Source organism: Sedimentitalea arenosa (assembly GCF_016428585.1).
GTDB lineage: Bacteria > Pseudomonadota > Alphaproteobacteria > Rhodobacterales > Rhodobacteraceae > Sedimentitalea > Sedimentitalea arenosa.
Genome location: NZ_JAELVR010000001.1, coordinates 67,733 through 91,086, shown reverse-complemented (window position 1 = coordinate 91,086; position 23,354 = coordinate 67,733). Strand labels below are relative to the sequence as shown.

Annotated in this window: 22 protein-coding genes and 1 tRNA gene; 10 read left to right on the top strand and 13 right to left on the bottom strand. The window is 67.4% G+C overall.

Features of this window, described 5'->3' with window-relative positions:
- Positions 1 to 3 precede the first annotated feature (3 nt).
- From JF290_RS00425 to JF290_RS00405, 5 genes are all read right to left on the bottom strand, one after another.
- Positions 4 to 1,788, bottom strand: coding sequence for a peptidoglycan D,D-transpeptidase FtsI family protein (locus tag JF290_RS00425; RefSeq protein WP_199022740.1), 1,785 nt, complete (start codon positions 1,786 to 1,788; stop codon positions 4 to 6).
- The gene (ftsL, locus tag JF290_RS00420; protein WP_199022739.1) at positions 1,785 to 2,141 is read right to left on the bottom strand and encodes a cell division protein FtsL; all 357 of its coding nucleotides are present in this window, start codon (positions 2,139 to 2,141) and stop codon (positions 1,785 to 1,787) included. Before ftsL ends, JF290_RS00425 begins: the two co-directional genes overlap by 4 nt.
- Positions 2,138 to 3,133: a 16S rRNA (cytosine(1402)-N(4))-methyltransferase RsmH gene (gene rsmH / locus JF290_RS00415; RefSeq protein WP_199023212.1), complete on the bottom strand. Its 996-nt coding sequence runs from the start codon at positions 3,131 to 3,133 to the stop codon at positions 2,138 to 2,140. Before rsmH ends, ftsL begins: the two co-directional genes overlap by 4 nt.
- A gap of 4 nt (positions 3,134 to 3,137) precedes the next feature.
- Entirely contained in the window at positions 3,138 to 3,656 is a 519-nt protein-coding gene (gene mraZ / locus JF290_RS00410; protein ID WP_199022738.1) for a division/cell wall cluster transcriptional repressor MraZ, read from the bottom strand.
- A gap of 607 nt (positions 3,657 to 4,263) precedes the next feature.
- On the bottom strand, positions 4,264 to 5,334 hold the full coding sequence (locus tag JF290_RS00405; RefSeq protein WP_199022737.1) for an Mrp/NBP35 family ATP-binding protein: 1,071 nt from the start codon (positions 5,332 to 5,334) through the stop codon (positions 4,264 to 4,266).
- 236 nt (positions 5,335 to 5,570) lie between these two features.
- Here JF290_RS00405 and JF290_RS00400 point away from each other — a divergent pair, with 236 nt between their 5' ends.
- Together JF290_RS00400 and cls are read left to right on the top strand one after the other, a co-directional pair.
- On the top strand, positions 5,571 to 5,780 hold the full coding sequence (locus JF290_RS00400) for a DUF1127 domain-containing protein (protein ID WP_199022736.1): 210 nt from the start codon (positions 5,571 to 5,573) through the stop codon (positions 5,778 to 5,780).
- A 299-nt stretch (positions 5,781 to 6,079) separates the two neighbouring features.
- The gene (cls, locus tag JF290_RS00395) at positions 6,080 to 7,507 is read left to right on the top strand and encodes a cardiolipin synthase (protein WP_199022735.1); all 1,428 of its coding nucleotides are present in this window, start codon (positions 6,080 to 6,082) and stop codon (positions 7,505 to 7,507) included.
- 21 nt (positions 7,508 to 7,528) lie between these two features.
- Here cls and JF290_RS00390 read toward each other — a convergent pair whose 3' ends face one another.
- Both JF290_RS00390 and JF290_RS00385 read right to left on the bottom strand, forming a co-directional pair.
- Entirely contained in the window at positions 7,529 to 9,883 is a 2,355-nt protein-coding gene (locus JF290_RS00390; protein ID WP_199022734.1) for an ATP-dependent helicase, read from the bottom strand.
- 60 nt (positions 9,884 to 9,943) lie between these two features.
- Entirely contained in the window at positions 9,944 to 10,744 is an 801-nt protein-coding gene (locus tag JF290_RS00385) for a glycoside hydrolase family 19 protein (protein ID WP_199022733.1), read from the bottom strand.
- Positions 10,745 to 10,865: 121 nt separating this feature from the next.
- On the opposite strand from JF290_RS00385, the gene JF290_RS00380 reads away from it, so the two are divergent.
- Positions 10,866 to 12,008, top strand: coding sequence for an alpha-hydroxy acid oxidase (locus JF290_RS00380; RefSeq protein WP_199022732.1), 1,143 nt, complete (start codon positions 10,866 to 10,868; stop codon positions 12,006 to 12,008).
- Here JF290_RS00380 and JF290_RS00375 read toward each other — a convergent pair.
- On the bottom strand, positions 12,005 to 12,493 hold the full coding sequence (locus JF290_RS00375; RefSeq protein ID WP_199022731.1) for a hypothetical protein: 489 nt from the start codon (positions 12,491 to 12,493) through the stop codon (positions 12,005 to 12,007). The two genes, JF290_RS00380 and JF290_RS00375, sit on opposite strands and share 4 nt — an antisense overlap.
- A 172-nt stretch (positions 12,494 to 12,665) precedes the next feature.
- Between JF290_RS00375 and JF290_RS00370 the strand changes: the two genes are divergently transcribed.
- A complete protein-coding gene (locus tag JF290_RS00370; RefSeq protein WP_199022730.1) occupies positions 12,666 to 16,106 on the top strand; it encodes a pyruvate carboxylase in 3,441 nt (1,146 codons plus the stop codon).
- A 92-nt stretch (positions 16,107 to 16,198) separates the two neighbouring features.
- Here the strand turns inward: JF290_RS00370 and JF290_RS00365 are convergent, their stop codons facing one another.
- Positions 16,199 to 17,569, bottom strand: coding sequence for a GntP family permease (locus tag JF290_RS00365; protein ID WP_199022729.1), 1,371 nt, complete (start codon positions 17,567 to 17,569; stop codon positions 16,199 to 16,201).
- A 168-nt stretch (positions 17,570 to 17,737) separates the two neighbouring features.
- On the opposite strand from JF290_RS00365, the gene JF290_RS00360 reads away from it, so the two are divergent.
- The gene (locus JF290_RS00360) at positions 17,738 to 18,034 is read left to right on the top strand and encodes an SH3 domain-containing protein (protein ID WP_199022728.1); all 297 of its coding nucleotides are present in this window, start codon (positions 17,738 to 17,740) and stop codon (positions 18,032 to 18,034) included.
- 16 nt (positions 18,035 to 18,050) lie between these two features.
- On the opposite strand, the gene JF290_RS00355 is transcribed toward JF290_RS00360, so the two are convergent.
- The gene (locus tag JF290_RS00355; RefSeq protein WP_199022727.1) at positions 18,051 to 18,587 is read right to left on the bottom strand and encodes a peroxiredoxin-like family protein; all 537 of its coding nucleotides are present in this window, start codon (positions 18,585 to 18,587) and stop codon (positions 18,051 to 18,053) included.
- Between the two features lie 401 nt (positions 18,588 to 18,988).
- Here JF290_RS00355 and JF290_RS00350 point away from each other — a divergent pair.
- Positions 18,989 to 19,063, top strand: a tRNA-Gly gene (locus JF290_RS00350).
- A 145-nt stretch (positions 19,064 to 19,208) separates the two neighbouring features.
- On the top strand, positions 19,209 to 19,952 hold the full coding sequence (locus JF290_RS00345) for a vWA domain-containing protein (protein ID WP_227363999.1): 744 nt from the start codon (positions 19,209 to 19,211) through the stop codon (positions 19,950 to 19,952).
- An 8-nt stretch (positions 19,953 to 19,960) separates the two neighbouring features.
- Here JF290_RS00345 and JF290_RS00340 read toward each other — a convergent pair whose 3' ends face one another.
- Positions 19,961 to 20,200: an Lrp/AsnC family transcriptional regulator gene (locus JF290_RS00340; protein ID WP_199022726.1), complete on the bottom strand. Its 240-nt coding sequence runs from the start codon at positions 20,198 to 20,200 to the stop codon at positions 19,961 to 19,963.
- A gap of 160 nt (positions 20,201 to 20,360) precedes the next feature.
- Here JF290_RS00340 and hisB point away from each other — a divergent pair, with 160 nt between their 5' ends.
- Positions 20,361 to 20,948 carry an imidazoleglycerol-phosphate dehydratase HisB gene (gene hisB, locus JF290_RS00335; protein ID WP_199022725.1) on the top strand — a complete coding sequence of 196 codons (588 nt, stop codon included), beginning with the start codon at positions 20,361 to 20,363 and terminating at the stop codon, positions 20,946 to 20,948.
- A gap of 5 nt (positions 20,949 to 20,953) precedes the next feature.
- Positions 20,954 to 21,592, top strand: coding sequence for an imidazole glycerol phosphate synthase subunit HisH (gene hisH, locus JF290_RS00330; RefSeq protein ID WP_199022724.1), 639 nt, complete (start codon positions 20,954 to 20,956; stop codon positions 21,590 to 21,592).
- Here hisH and JF290_RS00325 read toward each other — a convergent pair whose 3' ends face one another.
- A complete protein-coding gene (locus JF290_RS00325; RefSeq protein WP_199022723.1) occupies positions 21,593 to 21,985 on the bottom strand; it encodes a DUF2147 domain-containing protein in 393 nt (130 codons plus the stop codon). It lies immediately after the preceding gene.
- Positions 21,986 to 22,119: 134 nt separating this feature from the next.
- Between JF290_RS00325 and hisA the strand changes: the two genes are divergently transcribed.
- On the top strand, positions 22,120 to 22,842 hold the full coding sequence (hisA, locus tag JF290_RS00320) for a 1-(5-phosphoribosyl)-5-[(5-phosphoribosylamino)methylideneamino]imidazole-4-carboxamide isomerase (RefSeq protein WP_199022722.1): 723 nt from the start codon (positions 22,120 to 22,122) through the stop codon (positions 22,840 to 22,842).
- 1 nt (position 22,843) lies between these two features.
- Here hisA and JF290_RS00315 read toward each other — a convergent pair whose 3' ends face one another.
- The gene (locus JF290_RS00315; RefSeq protein ID WP_328701188.1) at positions 22,844 to 23,335 is read right to left on the bottom strand and encodes a DUF302 domain-containing protein; all 492 of its coding nucleotides are present in this window, start codon (positions 23,333 to 23,335) and stop codon (positions 22,844 to 22,846) included.
- Positions 23,336 to 23,354 lie beyond the last annotated feature (19 nt).

The window sequence follows — 23,354 nt, the reverse complement described above, 5'->3', positions numbered from 1 at the left end:
CCGTCAATTCGAGGTCAGGGTTATACCAGCCAGTGTCGCGGGTTCAACATCCGGTCTCAGTCCCAGCAGCGGTGCGACGCGCCCGATCATCTCGGCGGCGACCGGCACGGCGGTCCAGCCGGCGGTGCGGCGCGGCTCGGTGCCGGAGTTTTCCGACGGTTCGTCCAGCGTCACCACCAGCACGTATTTCGGATCATGTGCCGGGAACATGGTGGCGAAGGTGGCGATCACCTTGTTCTCGTAGTAGCCGCCGCGCGGACGCGGCTTGTCGGCGGTGCCGGTCTTGCCGCCCACCGCATAGCCGGGCACCTCGCCCAGGCTCGCCGTGCCGTCGGTCACCACCTGGCGCAGCATCCGCCGCGAGGCCGCCGCCGCCTGCGAGGACATCACGCGCGGCCCGTACTGCGGCCCGTCCTTCTTGAGAATCGTCGGCGCGACATAGTGGCCGCCATTGGCGATCGCCGCATAGCCCGCGGCCAGGTGCATCGGGCTGGTCGACAGCCCGTGGCCATAGGAAATCGTCATCGCGCTCAGCTCGGACCAGTTGGCCGGCAGCAGCGGGGCCCCGCCCGCGGCCTCGACGATCTCGAACGGCGTCGCTTCGAGCATCCCGAGCGCGGCCATGAACTCCTTCTGGCGCTTGACGCCGATCTGCTGGGCCAGCCGCGCGGTGCCGATGTTGGAGGACTTGACGATGATCTTGGTCACCGACAACTCGTTGCCGTAATTACGGAAATCCCGGATGCGGAATTTTCCCCAGCGCAGCGGGCCGCGGATGTCGACCACCGTTTCCGGGCTGACCAGCCCCAGGTCGATCGCCTGCGCGGTGGCAAAGATCTTGAAGGTCGAGCCAAGCTCATAGACCCCCTGGACCGCCCGGTTGAACAGCGGGCTGACCGAGGGGTCGTCGCCGCTCGCCGGCGGGCGCGGGCGGTCGTTCGGGTCGAAATCCGGCAGCGACACCACCGACACGACCTCGCCGGTATGCACATCCATCAGGATCGAGGTCGCCCCCTTGGCGTTCATCAGCCGCATGCCGCCGTGAAGCACCTCCTCGGCGGCGGCCTGCACGGTCAGGTCCAGCGACAGCTGCAGCGGCTTGGCGCCGTTGGCCGGGTCGCGCAGATAGGTGTCGAACTGCTTTTCGACACCGGCGACACCGATCACCTCGGCGGCGCTCACGCCCTCCTTGCCGAAACTCGCACCGCCCAGAACGTGGGCCGCCAGCCGGCCATTCGGGTAAAGCCGCATCTCGCGCGGACCGAACAGCAGGCCCGGATCGCCCAGGTCATGCACCGCCTGTTTCTGCTCGGGGCTGATCTTGCGCTTGATCCAGATAAATTTCCGCTTGCCGGTGAAATCGCGCACCAGCCGCTCTTCGTCCAGATCCGGAAAGATCTCGGCCAGCCCCTTGGCCGCGGCGACCGGATCGACCATCAGCGGCGGCTGGGCATAGAGAGAGTGGGTTTCGAAATTCGTCGCGAGGATGCGCCCGTCCCGGTCCACGATATCCGCCCGCTGGGTGGCGATGGCGGTGCCCCCGGCGCTGGCCTGCGGTTCGACCGCCTCGGAGGTGGCCAGCAGCCCCATCCGCGCGCCGACCACCGCGAAGGCGCAGAAGAAGAACAGCCCCAGCACCAGCAGTCGCCCCTCCGCGCGCGCGCGCGAGCGGTCCTGCATGTCCTCGTGACGGCGGCGGATGTTCTCGCGTTCGATGCTGTCGGGGTTCTCGCCCTTGGCGCGGGCGGACAGGATGCGGGCCAGCGGGCGCAGCGGCGTGCGGATCACAGCGGCTCCTCCTCACCGGCGGCGGCCGAGGACACGTCGACCGGACCGATCAGCGGCAACAGCAAGAGGTTCGGAAAGCTCACCTCGTCGACGCGGCCGAACTGGTCGGGCCGCAGCGGCAGCAGACCCAGCCGGTCGAAATTGATCTCGGCCAGTTCCGACAGGCGGTCGGGCCGGTTCAGATAGGCCCATTCCGCGCGCAGCACGCTCAGCCGCTCCTGCGCCTCGCCGATCTGCCGCTGCAGGTTGCGGGCCTCCGACAGCGCGCGCTGCGTGGCATAGTTTTCCCGATAGGCCCAGAAGGCGAGGCCGAACACCGCGAGCGCCGCGAGAACGAAGGCGAGGCTCCTCATGGGCGCGCCTCCTTCAGCTGCGGCATCCCGATGCTGCGGGCATCGATCTCGCCGGCGGGCGCGTCGGTGCGCACCGCCACGCGCAGCTTGGCCGAGCGCGCGCGCGGGTTCACGGCCAGTTCCTCGGCATCCGGCCCGATCGCCTTGCGGCTCGCCACCGCGAATTGCGGCGCGTCCTGCGCGATATCGGGCGCATAGCGGTTGGCGCGGCCGCCCTGCCCGGCCCGCGCCGTCAGGAAACGCTTGACCATGCGGTCCTCGACCGAATGAAAGGTCACGACCGCCAGCTTGCCGCCCGGACGCAGGGCGCGCTCCGCCGCCATCAGCCCGCGGAACAGCTCGTCATACTCGGCGTTCACCGCGATCCGCAGCGCTTGGAAACTGCGCGTCGCCGGGTGGCTCTGGCCCGGCTTGGGGCGCGGCAGGCAGGTTTCGATGATCCCGACCAACTGCAGCGTCGAGGTGATCGGCGCCACGGTCCGCTCGCGCACGATGGCACGGGCGATGCGGCGGCTGGCGCGTTCCTCGCCATAGTGAAACAGGATGTCGGCCAGCGCCGCCTCGTCCGCCTCGTTGACCAGGTCCGCCGCCGACGGCCCGCTCTGGGACATCCGCATGTCCAGAGGACCGTCCTTCATGAAGGAAAAACCGCGCTCGGCCCGGTCCAGCTGCATCGACGACACGCCAAGGTCGAGCACGACCCCGTCGAGATCCTGCGCATAGGCGTCCATCTGCGAAAACACGCCCTGCTGCATCACGATCCGGTCGCCGAACGCTTCGGCCCAGTCGGCCGCCATCTCGAAGGCCAGAGGATCGCGGTCAACCGCGATCACCCGCTCCGCGCCCGCCGCGAGCAGGCCGCGCGTGTAGCCGCCCGCACCGAACGTGCCGTCCAGCCAGGTCCCGGTGACCGGCGCGACCGCCTCCAGCAGGGGGCGCAGCAGAACGGGAACATGGGGGCCGGCGTCCTCGGGCTTGACCCCGCCGGCCATCGGCTCACGCACCGGACGCGGCACCGGTTCCGGCGTCGTCCAGAAATTCCATCGGATCAAAGTCATCGGGCTGCTCATCCAACCAGGCCTCGGCCTTGGCCAATTCTTCGGTTTCGTAGGTCTCGGGTTTCCAGATCTGGAACGTGTCGCCGGCCGCGATGAAGAAGGCCTCGCCCTCCAGCCCGATCTTGGCGCGCAGCTTGGCGGGCAGCACCAGCCGCCCGGTTTCATCCACCGTGGTGGGAAAGGACTGGCCATGGAACATGCGCTGAAGCGCCTTGCGCTGCATCGAGCCGCGCGGCAGCGCATCGATCTTGCTATCGACCTCGTCGATCGCCTCCATCGTGTAGCATTCCAGGAACTTGCGGCGGTGATCGCCATAGACGATGACCAGTTCGGGGTTCAGGCCGGATTGCCAGTTCGGGTCGCCGGCTTCCAGCACGCGGCGGAAAGAGGCCGGGATAGACACCCTGCCCTTCGCATCCACCTTGTGGTGGCTTTCGCCTCTGAACCTGCGGCCCAACTGCCTCGCCCCTTATTACGCGCTCCGCGTTCGTTTTTCCGTCCCCCGGATGTGGAAACGGCGGGTTGATCCGCTGCCACCGATCAACCCGCCGCCCTCGTCCCGCTGTGCGGGGTGTCCAGTCGCGCGCGCCACCTGGGGGGATGTCTGCTCGCTCGCGCGCCGGATCTCTTGGTCTGATGAAGTCGAAGCCTGTATGAAACCTGCTTATCGTTGGCTTGGGGTCGTTTGCTGCCCCTGCTGTCTTCCTCATCCGATGGATATAGGGATACCGTGGGAATTCATGGTCTGGCAAGGGATTTTTAGTTAACGACTCCCTAAATCTTGCTTCTGATGCGTTAAGAAAACAAGATCTGGGGACGATTCAGCGGTCAGAAGCGGAATAATTAGCGGACATCAACACCATACAACACTAGATATGGTAGGATTAGAGGGAAGCCGAATTTTCCCACGATTTCCCGATTTTATTGCCTCTGGCGCGCGGGCTGTCAATATGTTTCTGATTTGTTCCGCACCCAGACCCTGCAAGCAGCCGGGAATCACGGGGAATCCCGATTCGAGGACCCCGTGGCGCCCAACCCGTCCCATCATTTCCCGTGGGTGGCCCTCAGGCCATGCCGCCCTTGATCAGCCGCTCGGCGATCCGGGCATAGGCCTCGGACATCGCGCCACCGCCCAGGGCGACCGGCATCCCGCTGTCTCCCGACAGCCGGGTCTCCAGATCGATCGGCAACGCCCCCAGCAGCGGCACGCCCAGCGCCTCGGCTTCGGCCGCGACCCCGCCCTGCCCGAAGATCGCGTGCTGCGCGCCGCAATCGGGGCAGACGAACATCGACATGTTCTCGATCAACCCCAGAACCGGCGTCTTCAGCGTCTTGAACATGTCCAGCGCCTTGCGGGCATCGATCAAGGCGACGTCCTGCGGCGTGCTGACCACGATCGCGCCAGTGAGCTGCGACTTGGTGCAGAGCGTCAGTTGCACGTCGCCGGTTCCGGGCGGCAGATCGACGATCAGAACGTCCAGTTCGCCCCATTCGACCTGTCCCAGCATCTGCTGCAACGCACCCATCAGCATCGGGCCGCGCCAGACCACCGCCTTGCCCTCCTCGATCATGAAGCCGATCGACATCAGCGTGACCCCATGCGCCTTGAGCGGAATGATCGTCTTGCCGTCCGGAGAGGCCGGACGCCCGGACGCGCCCATCATGCGCGGCTGGCTCGGACCATATATATCCGCGTCCAGCAGCCCGACCTTGCGCCCGGCCCGCGCCAGCGCCACCGCCAGGTTCGCCGACACGGTCGATTTTCCGACACCGCCCTTGCCCGAGCCGATGGCGAGGATGCGATCCACCCCACTGGGGCGCGTCGGACCGTCCTGCGGCTTCGGGTGGCCGCCGATCTTCAGGCTGGGCGCGGCCGGTTTCGCCGCCGGGCCATGGGCCGTCAACGCCACGCTGACCGACGTCACCCCGTCCAGCGCCGCCACGGCCGCCTCGGCGGCGCGGCGCAAGGGCTCCATCTGCTGCGCGATCGCGGGCGATGGCGCCTCGATCACGAAGCGGACAGCGCCGTTCTCGATCGTCAGGGCACGAATCATGTCGCGCCCCACGAGGTCGCCGCCATCCGGCAAAACGAGCCGCGAAAGGCAGCTCTCGATCTGGTCCCGTGTCACAGCCATGCCGTTCTCTCCCGCAGCCTTGCACATTACGTAGCGTCCTATTTCAGACTGCCCGGAAATGCGACTCCCAAATGTTCAATATACCGGCAAGTGCCTGATAACGCGCCACTTCACCCATGCAATTGCTGCATAGCAGCATTGAAGACACGGGCTATTGTGCATCTGCAGCAATGGCCTATCTTCAGTCTCAAGTTGAGGCGCTAACAGGCGCTGCGTGACAAAGAAGGCATATGATCATGGGAACGTTTACCCTGACCAACCCGGCCACGGCGCACCATTCCGCGCCCTGGCTGACCGACATCATGACGCGGTTCAACCGCTACCGGCTCTACCGGCAGACCTACAACGAGCTGTCGGCACTGGACGCACGGCAGCTCGACGACCTGGGCCTGACCCGGTCCATGCTGAAGCGCGTCGCCTACCAGGCCGCCTACGACGCGGCCTGACGAACGAACAACAGAGATCAGGTCGCCTCTCCTCCTCCCTGGCGATCTGTTGCTCGCGGCGGCATCTTCCTCCTCCCTGATGTCGCCGCCTTTTTCACCGGTCCCCAAGCCGGACAAGATGCACCGGGCGCTCTCCTCCTCCCTGCGTTCCGGTGTTTGAAGAGAACGGCGGCACCTATCCTCCTCCCGGGTGTCGCCGTTTTCGAATTCCGCATCCCGTACGCTTGCGGTTGTCCCCGATCCGAAAATGATCTTTTCTGCCCGGACAGGCTCCCGGCCAAGGACACCCGACCGACCCGATGCTCACACTCTCCCTGCATATCCTCATCGTCTTCGCCCTGATGGTGCGTGTCCTGCTGCGCGACGATCTCGCCGCGCCGACGCGCCTGGCCTGGCTCCTGGTGATCGCGGTTCTGCCCTTCGCCGGCGTGCTGATCTATTTCCTCTTCGGCGAGATCAACATCGGCGAGACCGCCAGCGACCGGATCGCGGCCGTCTCGAGGCGCATCCAGGCGCACCGGGACGCGCTGATGCGCGAGGTCAGCGACGGGTTGCACGCGGTGCCGCACCGCTATCGCCAGGCCTTCACCTACAGCAGCTCGATCAACGGTTTCGCCGCCCTCTCCGGCAACGCCGCCGAACTGATGCCCGACGCGGCCACCGCGCGGGCGCGGATTATCGAAGATATCGACGCCGCCGAGCATCACGTCCACGTCCTCTACTACATCTGGCTGGACGACGAGACCGGCACCAACACCGCCCGCGCCCTGATGCGCGCGGCGCAGCGCGGCGTCACCTGCCGGGTGATGGCCGACGGGCTGGGCTCGCGCGCCTTCGTCGGCTCGCCGCTCTGGAACGAGATGCGCGACGCCGGGGTGCAGGTCGCCATCGCCCTGCCCATCGGCAACCCGGTGATGACGGTGCTGAAAAGCCGGCTCGACCTGCGCAACCACCGCAAGATCACCATCATCGACGGACGCATCACCTATTGCGGCAGCCAGAACTGCGCCGACCCCGAGTTCCGGGTCAAGGCCAGGTACGCCCCCTGGGTCGACATCATGCTGCGCGTCTCGGGCCCCGTCGTGGCGCAGAACCAGCTGCTCTTCGCCAGCGACTGGATCGCCCATTGCGGCGGCACGCTCGAGGATTTCCGGGTGGCGCCGGAGGTGCACGATCCGGGCTTCGTGGCGCAGATCATGGGCGACGGGCCGACCGAGCGACGCCAGGCCACGCCGCACCTGTTCTCGATCCTGATGGCCACCGCCGAACACAGCGTGACGATCACGACTCCCTATTTCGTGCCCGATTCCATCGTCGCCGAGGCGCTCTGCGCCGCCGCCTTCCGGGGCGTCGCGGTGCGGCTGATCCTGCCCAAGGTCAACGATTCCAAGATCGTCGCCGCCGCCAGCCGCTCGAACTATCGCCGCCTGCTCGAAGCCGGGGTCCGGATCCACGAATTCAAGGGCGGGCTGCTCCATGCGAAAACCGTCACGATCGACGGCCAGGTCAGCTTCCTCGGCTCGTCCAATCTCGACCTGCGCAGCTTCGACCTGAACTACGAAAGCAACCTGCTGCTGCACGACCATGACCTGACCGGCCAGATCATCGCGCGGCAGGAAGACTACATCGCCCAGTCCGACCCGGTGAAGATCGCCGACGTGCACGCCTGGCCGCTCTACCAGCGGATGTGGAACAACGCGGTCGCCACGATCGGCCCGGTGCTCTGACGCGCCACGCGCCGGGACCCGCTAGAACGGAATGTCGTCGCTGGCCGACACGAAACGCGCGACCACCTTCTTGGTCCCGGCCTTTTCGAAAGCGATCTCCAGCTTGTCGCCCTCGATGCCGATAATCGCGCCATAGCCGAATTTCTGGTGAAACACCCGCTCGCCCAACGTGAAACTGCTGACCGCGTTCATGTCGATCACCGTGTGGCGCGACTCGGCGGGTTGGGACAACCCGCGCTGCCCGGCCCGCGCCTGCAGCCGCTTCCAGCCCGGCGAATTGTAGCCATCCGCCCGCGCGGCCTTCTCCGCCAGGTCCGACCGCACCCCGGTCGCGGGCGCCGCCGCGCCATACCCGCCGCCATAGAGCCCTGGCGGCGTCAGCACCTCCACATGCGCCTCGGGCAGTTCATCGACAAAGCGCGACGGCATCTGCGACTGCCACTGGCCGAACACCCGCCGGTTGCCGGCAAAGGAGATCGTGCACACTTCCTCGGCGCGGGTGATGCCGACATAGGCCAGCCGCCGCTCTTCCTCCAAGCCCTTGATCCCGCTCTCGTCCATGCTGCGCTGGGACGGGAACAGCCCGTCCTCCCAGCCCGGCAGGAACACGGCAGGAAACTCCAGCCCCTTGGCGGCGTGCAGCGTCATGATGCTGACCTTCGCGCCGTCGCCCTCCTGCTCGTTGTCCATGATCAGGCTGACATGCTCGAGGAACCCCTGCAGGTTCTCGAACCCCTCCAGCGCCTTGACCAGTTCCTTGAGGTTCTCCAGCCGTCCCGGCGCCTCGGGCGTCTTGTCGTTCTGCCACATCGCGGTATAGCCGCTCTCGTCGAGGATCACCTCGGCCAGTTCCATGTGGGTCATGTCGGCATCGCCGGTCATCCGGCCCCAGCGCGCCAGCCCCGACACCAGTTCGCCCAGCGCCGCGCCGCCCTTGCCCTTGATCAGCCCGCCCTGCACCGCCAGCCGCGCGCCCTCCAGGAGGCTCACCCCGTTGGCGCGGGCGGTCTGCTGGATCGTCTGCTGCGCCTTGTCGCCCAGCCCGCGCTTGGGCGTGTTGACGATGCGCTCGAAGGCCAGGTCGTCCTCGGGGCTGACGACGAGGCGGAAATAGGCCATCGCGTCGCGGATCTCCATGCGCTCGTAAAAGCGCGGTCCGCCGATCACCCGGTAGGGCAGCCCGATGGTCAGGAACCGGTCCTCGAAGGCACGCATCTGGTGGGATGCGCGGACAAGGATCGCCATCTCGTCCAGATCGAAGGGCCGCAGGCCGCGGGTGCCGCGCTGCATCGATTCGATCTCCTCGCCGATCCAGCGCGCCTCCTCCTCGCCGTCCCAATGGCCGATCAGGCGCACCTTCTCGCCGTCTTCGGCCTCGGTCCACAGCTCCTTGCCCAGCCGGCTCTCGTTGCCGCGGATCACGTTCGAGGCAGCCGACAGGATATGCGGCGTGCTGCGATAGTTCTGCTCCAGCCGCACCACGTGCGCGCCGGGAAAATCCTTCTCGAAGCGCAGGATGTTGCCCACCTCGGCGCCGCGCCAGCCATAGATCGACTGGTCGTCATCGCCGACGCAGCAGATGTTCTTGTGCCCGCCCGCCAGCAGGCGCAGCCACAGGTACTGGGCCACGTTGGTGTCCTGGTATTCGTCCACCAGGATATAGCGGAACCAGCGCCGGTATTGCGCCAGAACGTCCTCGTGCTGCTGGAAGATCGTCACAACGTGCAGCAGCAGGTCGCCGAAATCGACCGCGTTCAGCTCGCGCAGGCGGGTCTGGTACTGCGCATACAGCTCGACACCCTTGTGGTTGTAGGCCCCCGCATCGGCGGCGGGCACCTTGTCGGGCGTCAGGGCGCGGTTCTTCCAGTTGTCGATGACCCCCGCCAGTTGCCGTGCCGGCCAGCGCTTGTCGTCGATCCCCGCCGCCGCCACCAGCTGTTTGAGCAGGCGCAGCTGGTCATCGGTGTCCAGAATCGTGAAATTGCTCTTCAGCCCGGCCAGTTCGGCGTGGCGGCGCAGCAGCTTGACGCAGATCGAATGGAACGTGCCCAGCCACGGCATCCCCTCGATCGCCTGCCCCAGCATCCCGCCGACGCGGTTCTTCATCTCGCGCGCGGCCTTGTTGGTGAAGGTCACGGCCAGGATCTCGTTCGGGCGCGCGGTGCCGGTGTTCAACAGATGCACGATGCGTGCGGTCAGGGCGCGGGTCTTGCCGGTGCCCGCCCCGGCCAGCATCAGCACCGGGCCGTTCAACTGCTCGACCGCCTCGCGCTGCGCCGGGTTCAGGCCATCCAGATAGGGCTGCGGCCGCGCCTGCATCGCGCGCGCCGACAGCGATGCGCCCTCGAAGGCGTCCATCTCGTCAAAACTGCTCATGGGCGCAATCTAGACCAGACCGCGCCGCAGGAAAAGGGATGTTCGCCGCTTGTTCCGGAGTCACTCGACGTCGCGCAGAACCTGCAGCAAGGCCTCGCCCTGCACGCCGAAATGCGCGGCGGCGGCCTCCTGCGCGGCGCGGGTCTTGGCGCCCATCAGCCCGTCGATCGGCCCCGGGTTGAACCCCGCGTTCAGCAACAGCGCCTGCCACTCGGCCGTGCTCGCGGTGCCGGTCAGCGCCGACAGCGCCTTGCCGGTCTGCAACTCGCGATCGGCCAACCCGTGGATGCCGCCGTTGATGCCCTTGGTCACCATCACGATATCGTCGGCATCGGCCCATTCCAGCAGCGTCCTGCCCGACCGCCGCGTGCGCGCCATGTAGCTCGCGGCGATCAGCCAGCACATGTCCGGGTCGGCGGCGCGGTCCGGATTGTTCAGCAGGTCCTCGCCCAGCAAATCGCCATAGATCCGGTAGTTGTACTTGCCGGTCAGCTGGATGTAGCCCCGCCCGCGATAGCGCCAGCCATCGCCCGAGGCCGGGCCGCCATTGTCCATGCGATCGGCATAGACCCGGTTGGCGATCTTCTCGGGCTGGCCGGCGAACTGGCGGGTCTCGGCCTCGTTGGCGAAATGGCTGCGAAAGATCTTCCAGAGGCCGGCGGCGGAATAGTTCAGGTTCTCGAACCGGGTGCGGAACCTGGCGCTCTCATGCGCGCATTGCCCGATCAGCGCGGCGCGGCGCAGGTCGTTGTCGATGCCGATCGCCTCCAGCCGGTCGGCGACCGATTGCCAGGCGGCGAAGGCGGCGCTGGCCGTCACCGACGAGGACGCACAGGCGAGAATGGCGGACTGGATGCTCATGAAAACACTCCCGGGAATGATCTGTCTGCAATGACGACGAGCCTAGCACGCGCACGGCACCCGTCAAAGCACCGTCCGAATCGCGCTTGCGTCGCGCGCGGTCCCGACCCACAAAAGACGCATGGATCTGCACAGCACATACCCCGGCGTCATGGACCTGAAATGGCGCGCCAAACGGCGCCTGCCGACATTCGTGTGGGAGTATCTCGACAGCGGCACCGGGGTCGAGGCCACCAAGGCGCGCAACCGCGCGGCGCTGGACCGGATCGGGTTCATGCCCTCGATCCTGCACGGCGCGATCGACCCGGACCTCACCACCACCTTTCTCGGACAGTCCTACGCGCAGCCCTTCGGCATCGCGCCGATCGGCATGTCGGGCCTGATCTGGCCCGATGCCGAAAAGCTGCTGGCCAAGGCGGCGGGCAAGGCGGGGATGCCCTACACCCTCTCCACCGTCGCCAGCCAGAGCCCCGAGGACATGGCCCCGTGGCTCGGCCCGCACGCCTGGTTCCAGATGTATCCGCCCAAGAAGGAGGAGATCCGCCGCGACCTGCTCGAGCGCGCCCGCGCCGCCGGGTTCTCCACCCTCGTGCTGACGGTCGACGTGCCGATGGCGTCCCGCCGCGAGCGGCAGACCCGCTCGGGCCTCACCCAGCCGCCGCGCCTGACGCCGCGCCTGCTGGCGCAGATCGCCCTGCGTCCGGCCTGGGCGATGGGCATGGCGACGGGCGGAATGCCCCGGATGCGCACCCTCGACAAGTATATCGAGGGCGCGCAGGCCAACCTGCCCCCGACCGCCCATATCGGCTATATCCTGCGCACGTCGCCCGACCTCGGCTACGTGCAATGGCTGCGCGACCACTGGGACGGGCCATTCCTGGTCAAGGGCGTGATGCGCCCCGAAGATACCGAGGCGCTGGAACGGATCGGCGTCGATGCGCTCTGGATCTCCAACCACGCCGGGCGGCAGTTCGACGGCAGCCCCGCCACGATCGAGACCCTGCCCGCCCTGCGCGCCGCCACGACACTGCCGCTGATCTTCGACAGCGGCGTGGAAAGCGGCCTCGACATCCTGCGCGCCCTCGCCTCGGGCGCCGATTTCGTCATGCTCGGCCGCGCCTTCCACTTCGCGCTCGCCGCCCTCGGCGCGCGCGGCCCGGCGCATGTGATCGACGTTCTGAAAAAGGACATGCAGGCCAACATGGGCCAGCTCGGCGCCCATGACCTGGCGCAGCTGCCCGCGCCGGTGACGCTCGCGCCCTAGGCGACCGCCGGACAGGCCGCGCGCACCGGCGCAACCGCTCGGCGCGTCGCGAATCGCGGCCGGGCCGTCTCGCCCCCGGTGATCCGCATCGACGGGCGCAGCACCATCGCCCCCCGCCCGTCGGTCACGCCCGCCATCGACGCCACGGCCAGCTTGCGGATCAACTCGGGAGAACTGTCCGGCGCCAGCAGGCAATGCAGCGACGGGATCAAAAGGAACAGTTCCTCGGTGTCCGGGTCCGACCGGTCGGTCAGCATGATCGAGGACACCACCGGGTTGCGATACTCCGCCAGCAGGAACAGCGAATGGGTCAGCTTGCCGTTGACCCGTTCCGGCGCGATCATGAAATCGAACAGGGCGCCGCGGATCGCGGTCTCCGCAACCTGCGCGATGCTGGTCGCGAAGGTGCGGATACCGGTCTTCCTCAGCGCCGCCGTCAGGCGGGCCTGCCGTTCGTACCGGTCGTCCAGAATGAGAGCCTGCATGACGTATCCCCCTGTCCTGCATCCAAAGTGCCTGCCAAGCTAGCGACGATGCCGTTAAAATTTGATTAAACCCCGCTTTTGGGCGGCCGTGACGCCGCGGCCGCTGTCTTCGGTTGTGACACGGCGTCAAACTGAATAGACCTTGGCCAACCGTCTGCTCCGAGGACCAGCAATGACCGATTTCTCCAAGATCCTGATCGCGAACCGTGGCGAGATCGCCATCCGGGTGATGCGTGCCGCCAACGAGATGGGCAAGAAGACCGTCGCCGTCTACGCCGAGGAGGACAAGCTCGGCCTGCACCGCTTCAAGGCCGACGAAGCCTATCGCATCGGCGAAGACCTGGGGCCGGTCGCGGCCTATCTCTCCATCGACGAGATGATCCGCGTCGCCAAGCAGAGCGGCGCCGACGCGATCCACCCGGGCTACGGCCTGCTGTCGGAAAACCCCGATTTCGTCGAGGCCTGCGACGCTGCCGGCATCACCTTCATCGGTCCGCGCGCCGAAACCATGCGCGCGCTCGGCGACAAGGCCAGCGCCCGCCGGGTGGCGATCGAGGCCGGCGTGCCGGTGATTCCCGCCACCGAGGTGCTCGGTGACGACATGGACACGATCCGCGCCGACGCCGACAAGATCGGCTACCCGCTGATGCTCAAGGCGTCCTGGGGCGGCGGCGGGCGCGGCATGCGCCCGATCCAGGGCCCCGAAGACCTGGCCGAGAAGGTCCGCGAGGGCCGGCGCGAGGCCGAGGCCGCCTTCGGCAACGGCGAGGGCTACCTGGAAAAGATGATCCAGCGCGCCCGCCATGTCGAGGTTCAGATCCTCGGCGACAAGCATGGCGGCATGTATCACCTGTTCGAGCGCGACTGCTCGGTGCAGCGCCGCAACCAGAAGGTCGTGGAACGCGCGCCCGCCCCCTATCTCGACGACGCCCAGCGCGCCGAGCTCTGCGAGCTGGGCTACAAGATCTGCAAGCACGTGAACTACGAATGCGCCGGCACCGTCGAATTCCTGATGGATATGGATGACGGCCAGTTCTACTTCATCGAGGTCAATCCCCGCGTTCAGGTCGAACACACCGTGACCGAGGAGGTCACCGGCATCGACATCGTCCGCGCCCAGATCCTGATCGCCGAGGGCAAGACCATCGCCGAAGCGACCGGCAAGCCGACCCAGGCCGACGTGACGCTGAACGGCCACGCCCTGCAGACGCGGGTGACCACCGAGGACCCGCAGAACAACTTCATCCCGGACTATGGCCGCATCACCGCCTATCGCAGCGCCACCGGCCTCGGTATCCGGCTCGACGGCGGCACCGCCTATGCCGGCGGGGTGATCACCCGGTTCTATGACAGCCTGCTGACCAAGGTCACCGCCAAGGCCCCGACGCCCGAGATGGCGATCGCCCGTATGGACCGCGCCCTGCGCGAATTCCGCGTGCGCGGCGTGTCCACCAACATCGCCTTCGTCGAGAACCTGCTCAAGCACCCGACCTTCCTGAACAACACCTACACCACCCGCTTCATCGACGAGACGCCCGAGCTGTTCCAGTTCACCAAGCGGCGCGATCGCGGCACCAAGGTCCTGACCTACATCGCCGACATCACCGTGAACGGGCATCCCGACGTCAAGGACCGCCCGCGCCCGCCGCTCGACCTGCGCCTGCCCAAACCGCCCCGGCAACACGCCGAACCGATGATGGGCACACGCAACCTGCTCGAACAGCAAGGCCCGCAGGCCGTTGCCGACTGGATGAAGGCACAGCGCCAGCTGCTGATCACCGACACCACCATGCGCGACAGCCACCAGAGCCTCCTGGCCACCCGGATGCGCAGCATCGACATGATCCGCGTCGCGCCCGCCTACGCCACCAACCTGCCCGGCCTCTTCTCGGTCGAATGCTGGGGCGGGGCGACGTTCGACGTGGCCTATCGCTTCCTGCAGGAATGCCCCTGGCAACGCCTGCGCGACCTGCGCGCCGCGATGCCCAACGTGATGACCCAGATGCTGCTGCGCGGCAGCAACGGCGTCGGCTACACCAACTATCCCGACAACGTTGTGCAGGAATTCGTCCGCCAGGCGGCCGAAACCGGCGTCGACCTGTTCCGCGTCTTCGATGCGCTGAACTGGGTCGAGAACATGCGCGTGGCGATGGACGCCGTGCTCGAGGCGGGCAAGCTCTGCGAGGGCTCGGTCTGCTATACCGGCGACATCAACGATCCCGACCGCGCCAAGTACGACCTGAAATACTACGTCAAGGCCGGCAAGGAGCTGCGCGACGCCGGCGCCCACATCCTCGGCCTCAAGGACATGGGCGGCCTTCTGAAACCCACCGCCGCCAAGGCGCTCGTCAAGGCGCTGAAGGAAGAGGTCGGCCTGCCGATCCACTTCCACACCCATGACACCGCCGGCGTCGGCTGCGCCACCATCCTCGCCGCGAGCGAGGCCGGGGTGGACGCGGTCGACTGCGCGATGGACGCGCTCTCGGGCAACACCTCGCAACCGACGCTCGGCTCGGTGGTCGAGGCGCTGCGCCGCACCGACCGGGACACCGGGCTGGATATCAGCGCGATCCGCGAGATCAGCGACTACTGGGAACAGGTGCGCGCGCAATACACCGCTTTTGAGTCGGGCCTGCAGGCGCCCAATTCCGAGGTCTACCTGCACGAGATGCCCGGCGGGCAGTTCACCAACCTCAAGGCCCAGGCCCGCAGCCTCGGGCTGGAAGACCGCTGGCACGAGGTCGCCCAGACCTATGCTGACGTGAACCAGATGTTCGGCGACATCCCCAAGGTCACGCCATCGTCAAAGGTGGTCGGCGACATGGCCCTGATGATGGTCTCCCAGGGCCTGACCCGCGCCGAGGTCGAGGACCCCGATGTCGAGGTTTCCTTCCCCGACAGCGTCATCGCGCTGATGCGCGGCGACATGGGCCACCCGCCCGGCGGCTTCCCCGAGGCGATCGTCGCCAAGGTGCTCAAGGGCGAAAGCCCCAACATGGAACGTCCCGGCAAACACCTGCCCCCCGTCGACCTCGAAGCGACCCGCGCCGCGGTCAGCGCCGAGATGGAGGGCAAGGAGGTCGATGACGAGGACCTGAACGGCTACCTCATGTATCCCAAGGTGTTCCTCGACTACATGGGCCGCCACCGCCAATACGGGCCCGTGCGCACCCTGCCCACGACGACCTTCTTCTACGGCATGCAGCCCGGCGACGAGATCAGCGCCGAGATCGACCCCGGCAAGACGCTGGAAATCCGCATGCAGGCGATCAGCGAAACCAGCGAGGACGGCGAGGTCAAGGTGTTCTTCGAACTCAACGGCCAGCCCCGCGTGATCCGCGTGCCCGACCGCAAGGTCAAGGCCTCGACCGCCCAGCGCCCCAAGGCCGACCCGACCAACAGCCACCATGTCGGCGCGCCGATGCCGGGCGTGGTCGCCTCGGTCGCGGTCCAGCCCGGCGCCGCCGTCAAGCAGGGCGACCTCTTGCTCACCATCGAGGCGATGAAGATGGAAACCGGCCTGCACGCCGACCACGACGCGACGGTCAAGGCCGTCCACGTCCAGCCCGGCGGCCAGATCGACGCCAAGGACCTGTTGATCGAACTGGAGTGATGCGGGCCTGACCGGCGATCTGCCCGGCGATCGGCGGGTCGGGTGCCGGGCCGTCCCGGGCCCGGCGGCCAATGCGGGCGCCGTCGCGGCGGCTAGAAGCCGCCGCCCCACGACGCCAGCACCAGCGCCGCCGCCAGGGCCGCGACCGGAATGGCCACCGCGACGACGAAGATCGGGCCATAGGCCTCGCGATGGCTCAGCCCGGCGATCCCCAGAAGCGTCACCACCGCCCCGTTATGCGGCAAGGCATCCAGCCCCCCTGTCGCCAGCACCACGATCCGATGCAACGCCTCCGGGTCCGTGCCGTCCGCCACGGCCATGTCCAGGTAATGCGCCCCCATCGCGTCCAACGCGATCGACATCCCGCCCGAGGCCGACCCCGTGATCCCCGCCAACAGGCTCGCCGAGGCCGCAAGCCCCGTCAGCGCGCCACCGGGGATGTCTTCCAGCATCGCGCTCAGCGCCGAAAAGGCCGGCAGGGCCGCCACGACCGCGCCGAACCCGACCAGCGTCGCGGTGTTGAACAGGGGAACCAGCGCGGCCTCCGCCCCCTCGGCCAGCGTCCGGCGCGGGGCCTGCAATCGCCGCCAGCTCAGCACCAGCAGAAGAAGGATCGCCATCGTCAGCGCACCGATCAGCGCCCAGACCCCGATCACCTGCGACGGCATCACGCCCCCCCACGCGGGGTCGGCGAGAAAGCCCAGATCGAGACGCGGCAGCGCAAGCTCCGCAAGAACCAGGTTCGACACGAAGACCGTCAGGATCGGCGCCAGCGCCAACCAGACCGATGGCAGATCGGCGGCGTCGACCTCCGCGTCGGGCATGGGCCCCGGCGCTGCGGACTCCATGACCGGCCCGGCGACCCGCGACAGATAGAACAGCCCGCCGAACGCCATGATGGCCCCCGCGATCAGGCCCAGCCCCGGCGCGGCGAAGATGGTCGTGCCGAAATACGGCATCGGGATCGCGTTCTGGATCGACGGCGACCCCGGCAGGGCGCTCATGGTAAAGGTGAAGGCGCCCAGAGCGATCGCGGCCGGGATCAGGCGATGGGGCAGCCCGGCGGCCGTGAACAGCGCGATCGCCAGGGGATAGATGGCGAAGGCCACGACGAACAGCGACACCCCGCCATAGGTCAGCGCGGCACAGGACAGCACCACCGCGGACATCGCGTGCCTTGTGCCCATGCGCCCGACGATCGCCCGGGCCAGGGCCAACGCCGCACCCGAGGTTTCCATCAGTTTCCCGAACACCGCCCCCAGCAGGAACAGCGGGAAAAAGGACACGACGAAGCCGCCCGTGGCCGGCATGAAGCGCTGGGTCAGCGTCGCCAGCAGCGGGTCCGCGGCAAGCGCCGCGGCAAACAGCGCCATCACCGGCGCGGCCACCAGAACCGGCCAGCCGCGATAGACCGACCAGATGAGCAGACCGAGCGGCAAGAGAAGGGTGAACGTCGCGACCATTCCCGCAACCTATCCCCGTCCCCGCCCGGCGAGAACGGCACACAATGCCGCGGCGCAGCATGGCGACCACGGGCGCCGATCCGCGCCGGGGTCGGATGAACTTCGGCGATTGCCCGCCCGTGCCACCTTGCCCTAGACTGCGCGCGAGGCAGACAACAGGAGAACACCATGCGCCGAGCGTTACCCGCCGCGCTGGCCGCGCTCATTGCGGCCACCATGCTGGCCCCCGCCGGGGCGCAGGCCGCCGGCCTGCACGAGGTGGCCGGGGTCGATACCGACGACATGCTCAAGATGCGGGCCGGTCCGGGCACCGGCTACCGCATCCTGCTCGGCCTGCCCAATGGCACCGAACTGCGCCTGCACGATTGCCAGCAGACCGGCGGCACCCGCTGGTGCCTCGTGTCGCTGCGCGAATCCCGCGCGGTCAAGGGCTACGTCTCGGCAGGCTACCTGCGCCGCAAGTGACCCCGGCTGCGCAGACCTACACCGCGCCGGTGTATTCGCCGCGCGCCGGATAGTCCTTGGCGATGGCGAAATCCAGCGCGCCGACCAGCTCCGAGAAATGCGGCCGCACGAAGGGCATGGTCTGCACCGATCCGTAATACAGCGTCTGTTCCGGCGTCACCATGAACAGGCCCGGCTCCGAGAACAGCGCCGGTTCCTCGATCCCCAGCGACGTCTTGCCCCGCGAGGTCGAGATGTAGAGCCCCCAGTCCCGCGCCACGCTCAGCGGCAGGTCATAGGCGATCCGCAAGGTGTCGGCGCCGATCTTCTCGGCCATCTGCCGGGCGCGGTCCTCCCCGTCCGAACTGACCGCCACGGCCTTGACCCCGCGGTCGGCGAAATCGGCCACATGCTTCTGGAACTCGGTCAGGTAGGTGGCGCAGATCGGGCAATGCAGGCCGCGATAGAAACAGATCACGGTGCCGCGCTCCGATCCGTCCGCGGACAGGTCGAACGCACCGTGATCCAGCGTCGGCAGGTTCAGGTCGGGGGTTTTCTTGCGGGGACTCAGCATGTCGGGCCTTTCGTGATCATGAAACGATGCGGCGATCCCTAGCAGCTTGCCCGCACGCCGCACCCGGTTTCGAGACGCCTCACGAAATGGTCAGACCCGGCGATCCCGCCGCGCGCGGTCACGGTTTCTTCACCCTTTCGCCCGCACGCCGCGTTAACCCGGGCCGGGACGCCGGAAAGGCACATCGCGTATGCACGCGGTATGCACGCGGTCTGCACGGGCTGCACACCCGCCATGGCCCGCAAAACAAGGGCGTTAACCCGGTTTGGCGCGATCCGCGCCATTTCCGCTCCCGAGTGTTGCGCAAAGCCGCGCCGACGGGCGAGAATTTTTGCCATCCGGTCCATTTTTCCCCTTGCAGCGCCGGACGGTTGTTTATATCTCACGCCTCACCCAAGGACGCGGGCGTAGCTCAGGGGTAGAGCATAACCTTGCCAAGGTTAGGGTCGTGAGTTCGAATCTCATCGCCCGCTCCATTTTTCAGCCGGACACTCGACAGACCAGCGAAGGTGGAGCGCCGCCGCTCCCGCCGCGATGGACAGGCGCGTTTCGCGATGCCAGACTGGCCGCGCGCCCGCACCCCATGCAGGGCGCGTCCCGCAACCGGTTTTGGACCTCATCATGGCCCCAGCGAGAGCAGCACGGACAGGCGCGGCTCTGCTCGCATGTGCCTTGTTTTCATGGGCTTCCGGCGGCACCGCCCAGGACGGCGGCGACTGCACCGACGACGCGATGCTGGTTTTCGACGCCTCGGGCTCGATGGCGGAAATGGGCTATAACGGGCTCGACGCCCCACGGATCGTGGACGCCCGCGCGGCCCTGCGCGACGCCCTGCCCGGCATCACCCCGCACCGCCGCCTCGGCCTTCTGGTCTATGGTCCGGGCCCGCGCGACGCCTGCAGCAACGTCGATCTGCGCTTCCTGCCCCGCCCCGATGCCACCGGTCCGATCCTCACCGCCGTCGATGCGCTCAGCCCCGACGGCGACACGCCCCTGACGCAAGCGGTGCACGATGCCGCCGTGGCGCTCGACTACCGCCATCGCAGCGGTGCCATCGTCCTCGTGACCGACGGCAAGGAAACCTGCGGCGGCGCCCCCTGCCAGCTCGCCGCCGACCTCGCCGCCACCGGCCCCGGCCTCACCGTCCACGTCATCGGCTTCCGCGTCCGCGGCAGCTTCTTCGCCTGGAAGGATTCGCCCACCGCCGGGATGGACGACGGGCGCACCGTCGCCCGCTGCCTCGCCGACCGGACCGGGGGTCAATACGTGTCGACGGAGACCACCGAAGACCTGGTCAAGGCACTGCAGGACACGCTGGGCTGCCCGCTCTTCGGCGCGGCCCCGTGGTGGCGCCGCTTCGGCTGAACAGCGCCTCAGAACGCCTTGAAGGTGATCGTGGTCAAAGACCGTTCGATCCCGTCGATCACCAGCAGATTCTCGTTGATATACTTGCCCACATCCGCCTCCGCCGGCACGTAGAGCTTCATCAGCAGGTCGTATTCGCCGCTGGTCGAGTAAAGCTCGGAATGGATCTCGCGCAGCGCGATGTCCTCGGCGACCTTGTAGGTCGTGCCGGGCTTGCAGCGGATCTGGATGTATACGCAGGTGGTCATGGCGGGCCTCGTCTCAGGGTTGCGACACGCTGGCACGGCGGAAGCAAGGGTGCAATCCCCCGCGGCGCGACGGACACAACCGCACCCGCGCGATGCCGGGATGGCTTGGAAGTGCGGACCGCTGCGCCTATAAGCGGGCCGATCAGACAGGACAACCGACATGCGCAGCGCGACCATCTCTCGCAAGACCGCCGAGACCGACATCTCGGTGCAGATCAATCTCGACGGCAGCGGTGCCTATGACAACCTGACGGGCGTCGGATTCTTCGATCACATGCTCGACCAGCTGGCCCGCCACTCGCTGATCGACATGACGATCCGTGCCACGGGAGATCTGCATATCGACGATCATCACACGGTCGAGGACGTGGGCATCGCGCTGGGACAGGCCCTGACCCAGGCCCTTGGCGACAAACGCGGAATCCGCCGCTATGGCGCCTGCCTGCTGCCGATGGACGACGCGCTGGTGCGCGCCGCGCTCGACCTGTCGGCCCGGCCCTTCCTGGTCTGGAATGTCGAGATGCCGACCGCCAAGATCGGCACGTTCGACACCGAACTGGTGCGCGAATTCTTCCAGGCCTTCGCGACCAATGGCGGGATCACGCTGCATGTCGACCGTCTGCACGGGCTGAACAGTCATCACATCTCCGAGGCCGCCTTCAAATCCGTTGCCCGCGCCCTGCGCGACGCCGTCGAGACCGACCCGCGCAAGTCCGACGCCGTGCCCTCGACCAAGGGCGCGCTGTGAGCGCCATGCTGACCGCGATCATCGACTACGAGAGCGGGAACCTCCACTCCGCCGAAAAGGCGTTCCAACGCATGGCGCGCGAGGTCGATGCCGGCAGCGTGGTCGTGACCGGGGACGCCGACGTGGTCGCGCGGGCCGACCGGGTGGTGCTGCCCGGCGACGGGGCGTTTCCGGCCTGTGCCGCAGCCCTGCGGGGTCACTCGGGCCTGTTCGACGCCCTGCGCGAGGCGGTCGAGACCCGTGGTCGCCCCTTCCTCGGCATCTGCGTCGGCATGCAGCTGATGGCGAGTTGGGGCCGCGAATACGAGGACACCCCAGGGCTGGGCTGGGTCGACGGAGAAGTAGTGCGGATCACCCCGAACGATCCGGCGCTGAAAGTGCCGCACATGGGTTGGAACGACCTGGTCCTGGACCAGCCGCACCCGGTTTTCGACGGCATAACCTCTGGGGATCACGCCTATTTCGTGCATTCCTACCAGTTTCACACGGCTGATCCTGGCGACCGGCTGGCGCATGTGGACTACGGCGGCGATGTCACCGCCGTGATCGGGCGCGGCACCATGCTGGGCATGCAGTTTCACCCCGAGAAAAGCCAGGCGACCGGGCTGCGCCTGATCGCCAATTTCCTGCGCTGGACGCCGTGATCAGTTGACCCGCGTCCAGGTGCCGCCATCCCGGCAAACCACCAGGACGCAGCCCGAGATCGCCAGCTTGTCGCCGGTCAGCTGCATCTTGGAGTTGTAGGTCTTGTCGCGGTCGGGCGACCAGACCTTGCCCTTTGCATAGGCCCCGCCGCCCTGCGCCTCCATGTCCCAGATGATCCGCTTGCCGACGTTGTCGGACGCGATCTCCTGCCCCGATCCGTCCAGCGCCTTGACCAGCGTACCGCAGATCTTGTCGCCACAGGCCGCGACCCGGATGATCCCGGTGTTTCCGTTGTCGTCAGCGGTGGTGCGCCAATCGCCGTGAACCGGATCGGCCTGCGCCGCACCGGCCACAACCAAGGCGGCGAGAATGCCGAGTATGCGTGTGTTCATGATGGTGTCTCCCCCTGTCTCCGCCCATCTGGCCCGGCCGCGGACGATCTGGCAAGCGTGACCTCGCGGCGCGTTGCAATCCCTCGGCGCCCTGTGCCATATCGCACCCGTCAGCCAGTCGGAAAGGGCCGCCCATGATCCTCTACCCCGCCATCGACCTCAAGGACGGTCAGGCCGTGCGCCTGCTGCGCGGCGAGATGGAGAAAGCCACCGTCTTCAACGACGACCCCGCCGCCCAGGCCCGCGCCTTCGTCGATGCGGGTTGCGAATGGCTGCACCTGGTCGATCTGAACGGCGCCTTCGCCGGCAAGCCGGTCAACGCCGACCCGGTCCGCGCAATTCTTGCGGCCTGCCCGGTACCGGCCCAGCTTGGCGGTGGCATCCGCGACATGGCGACGATCGAACGCTGGCTCGACGCCGGCCTTGCGCGGGTGATCCTCGGCACGGTCGCGGTCGAGAACCCGACGCTGGTGCGCGAGGCCGCCCGCGCCTTCCCCGGCCAGGTCGCGGTCGGCATCGACGCCCGTGACGGTCGGGTCGCCACCAAGGGCTGGGCCGAAACCACCGATGTCGACGCAACCGATCTCGCCCGGTCCTTCCAGGACGCGGGAGTCGCCGCGATCATCTATACCGACATCGACCGCGACGGCGCGATGCAGGGCCCCAACATCTCCGCCACCGCGGCGCTGGCACGCGCGGTGTCGATCCCGGTCATCGCCTCGGGCGGCGTCTCTTCCCTGGCGGATCTCATCGCCCTGCGCGATTGCGGCGCCCCACTGGATGGCGCGATTTCAGGCCGGGCGCTCTATGACGGTGCGCTCGACCTGAAACAGGCGTTGGCAGCCCTGCGCGGCTAGGCTATTCGGCCGCTGCTGCGGTCAGGTTTTTCAACGCCCCTTGCATCTTGCCGATCACCGGATGATCGTCATCGACCTTCAGGTCGTCCAATGTCTCGTCCGGGTCCTCATAGACCAGCCAGACCTGCCCGTCCGCATCCGCATAGGCCAGAACCTTGAGCGGCAGGAACAGCCCGGCCAGCGGATCGGCGCTCATGATCGGTGAGCCCATCTGCGGGTTGCCGAAGATCAGCAGCTGCATGTCGCCAATATCCATGTCGACCGTTTTCGCCCCGGCCCCGTGATCGATACGCGCGAACACGGTCGCCCCGGCACCCTCGACCGCCGCCTGCAGCGCGTCCATCGCCGCGCCGACCGACTTGTCGGTCTTGACCCGCATCAGGTCGTCCGCCAGTGCCTGTCCCGCGCCCACCACTGCAAGTGCCGCGGCCAGAATGATGTGTTTGCGCATGTCGATACCTTTCCATTTCTGCATGTGTCCGAGTGTCGTCATGGTCCGAAGCAACCGTCCA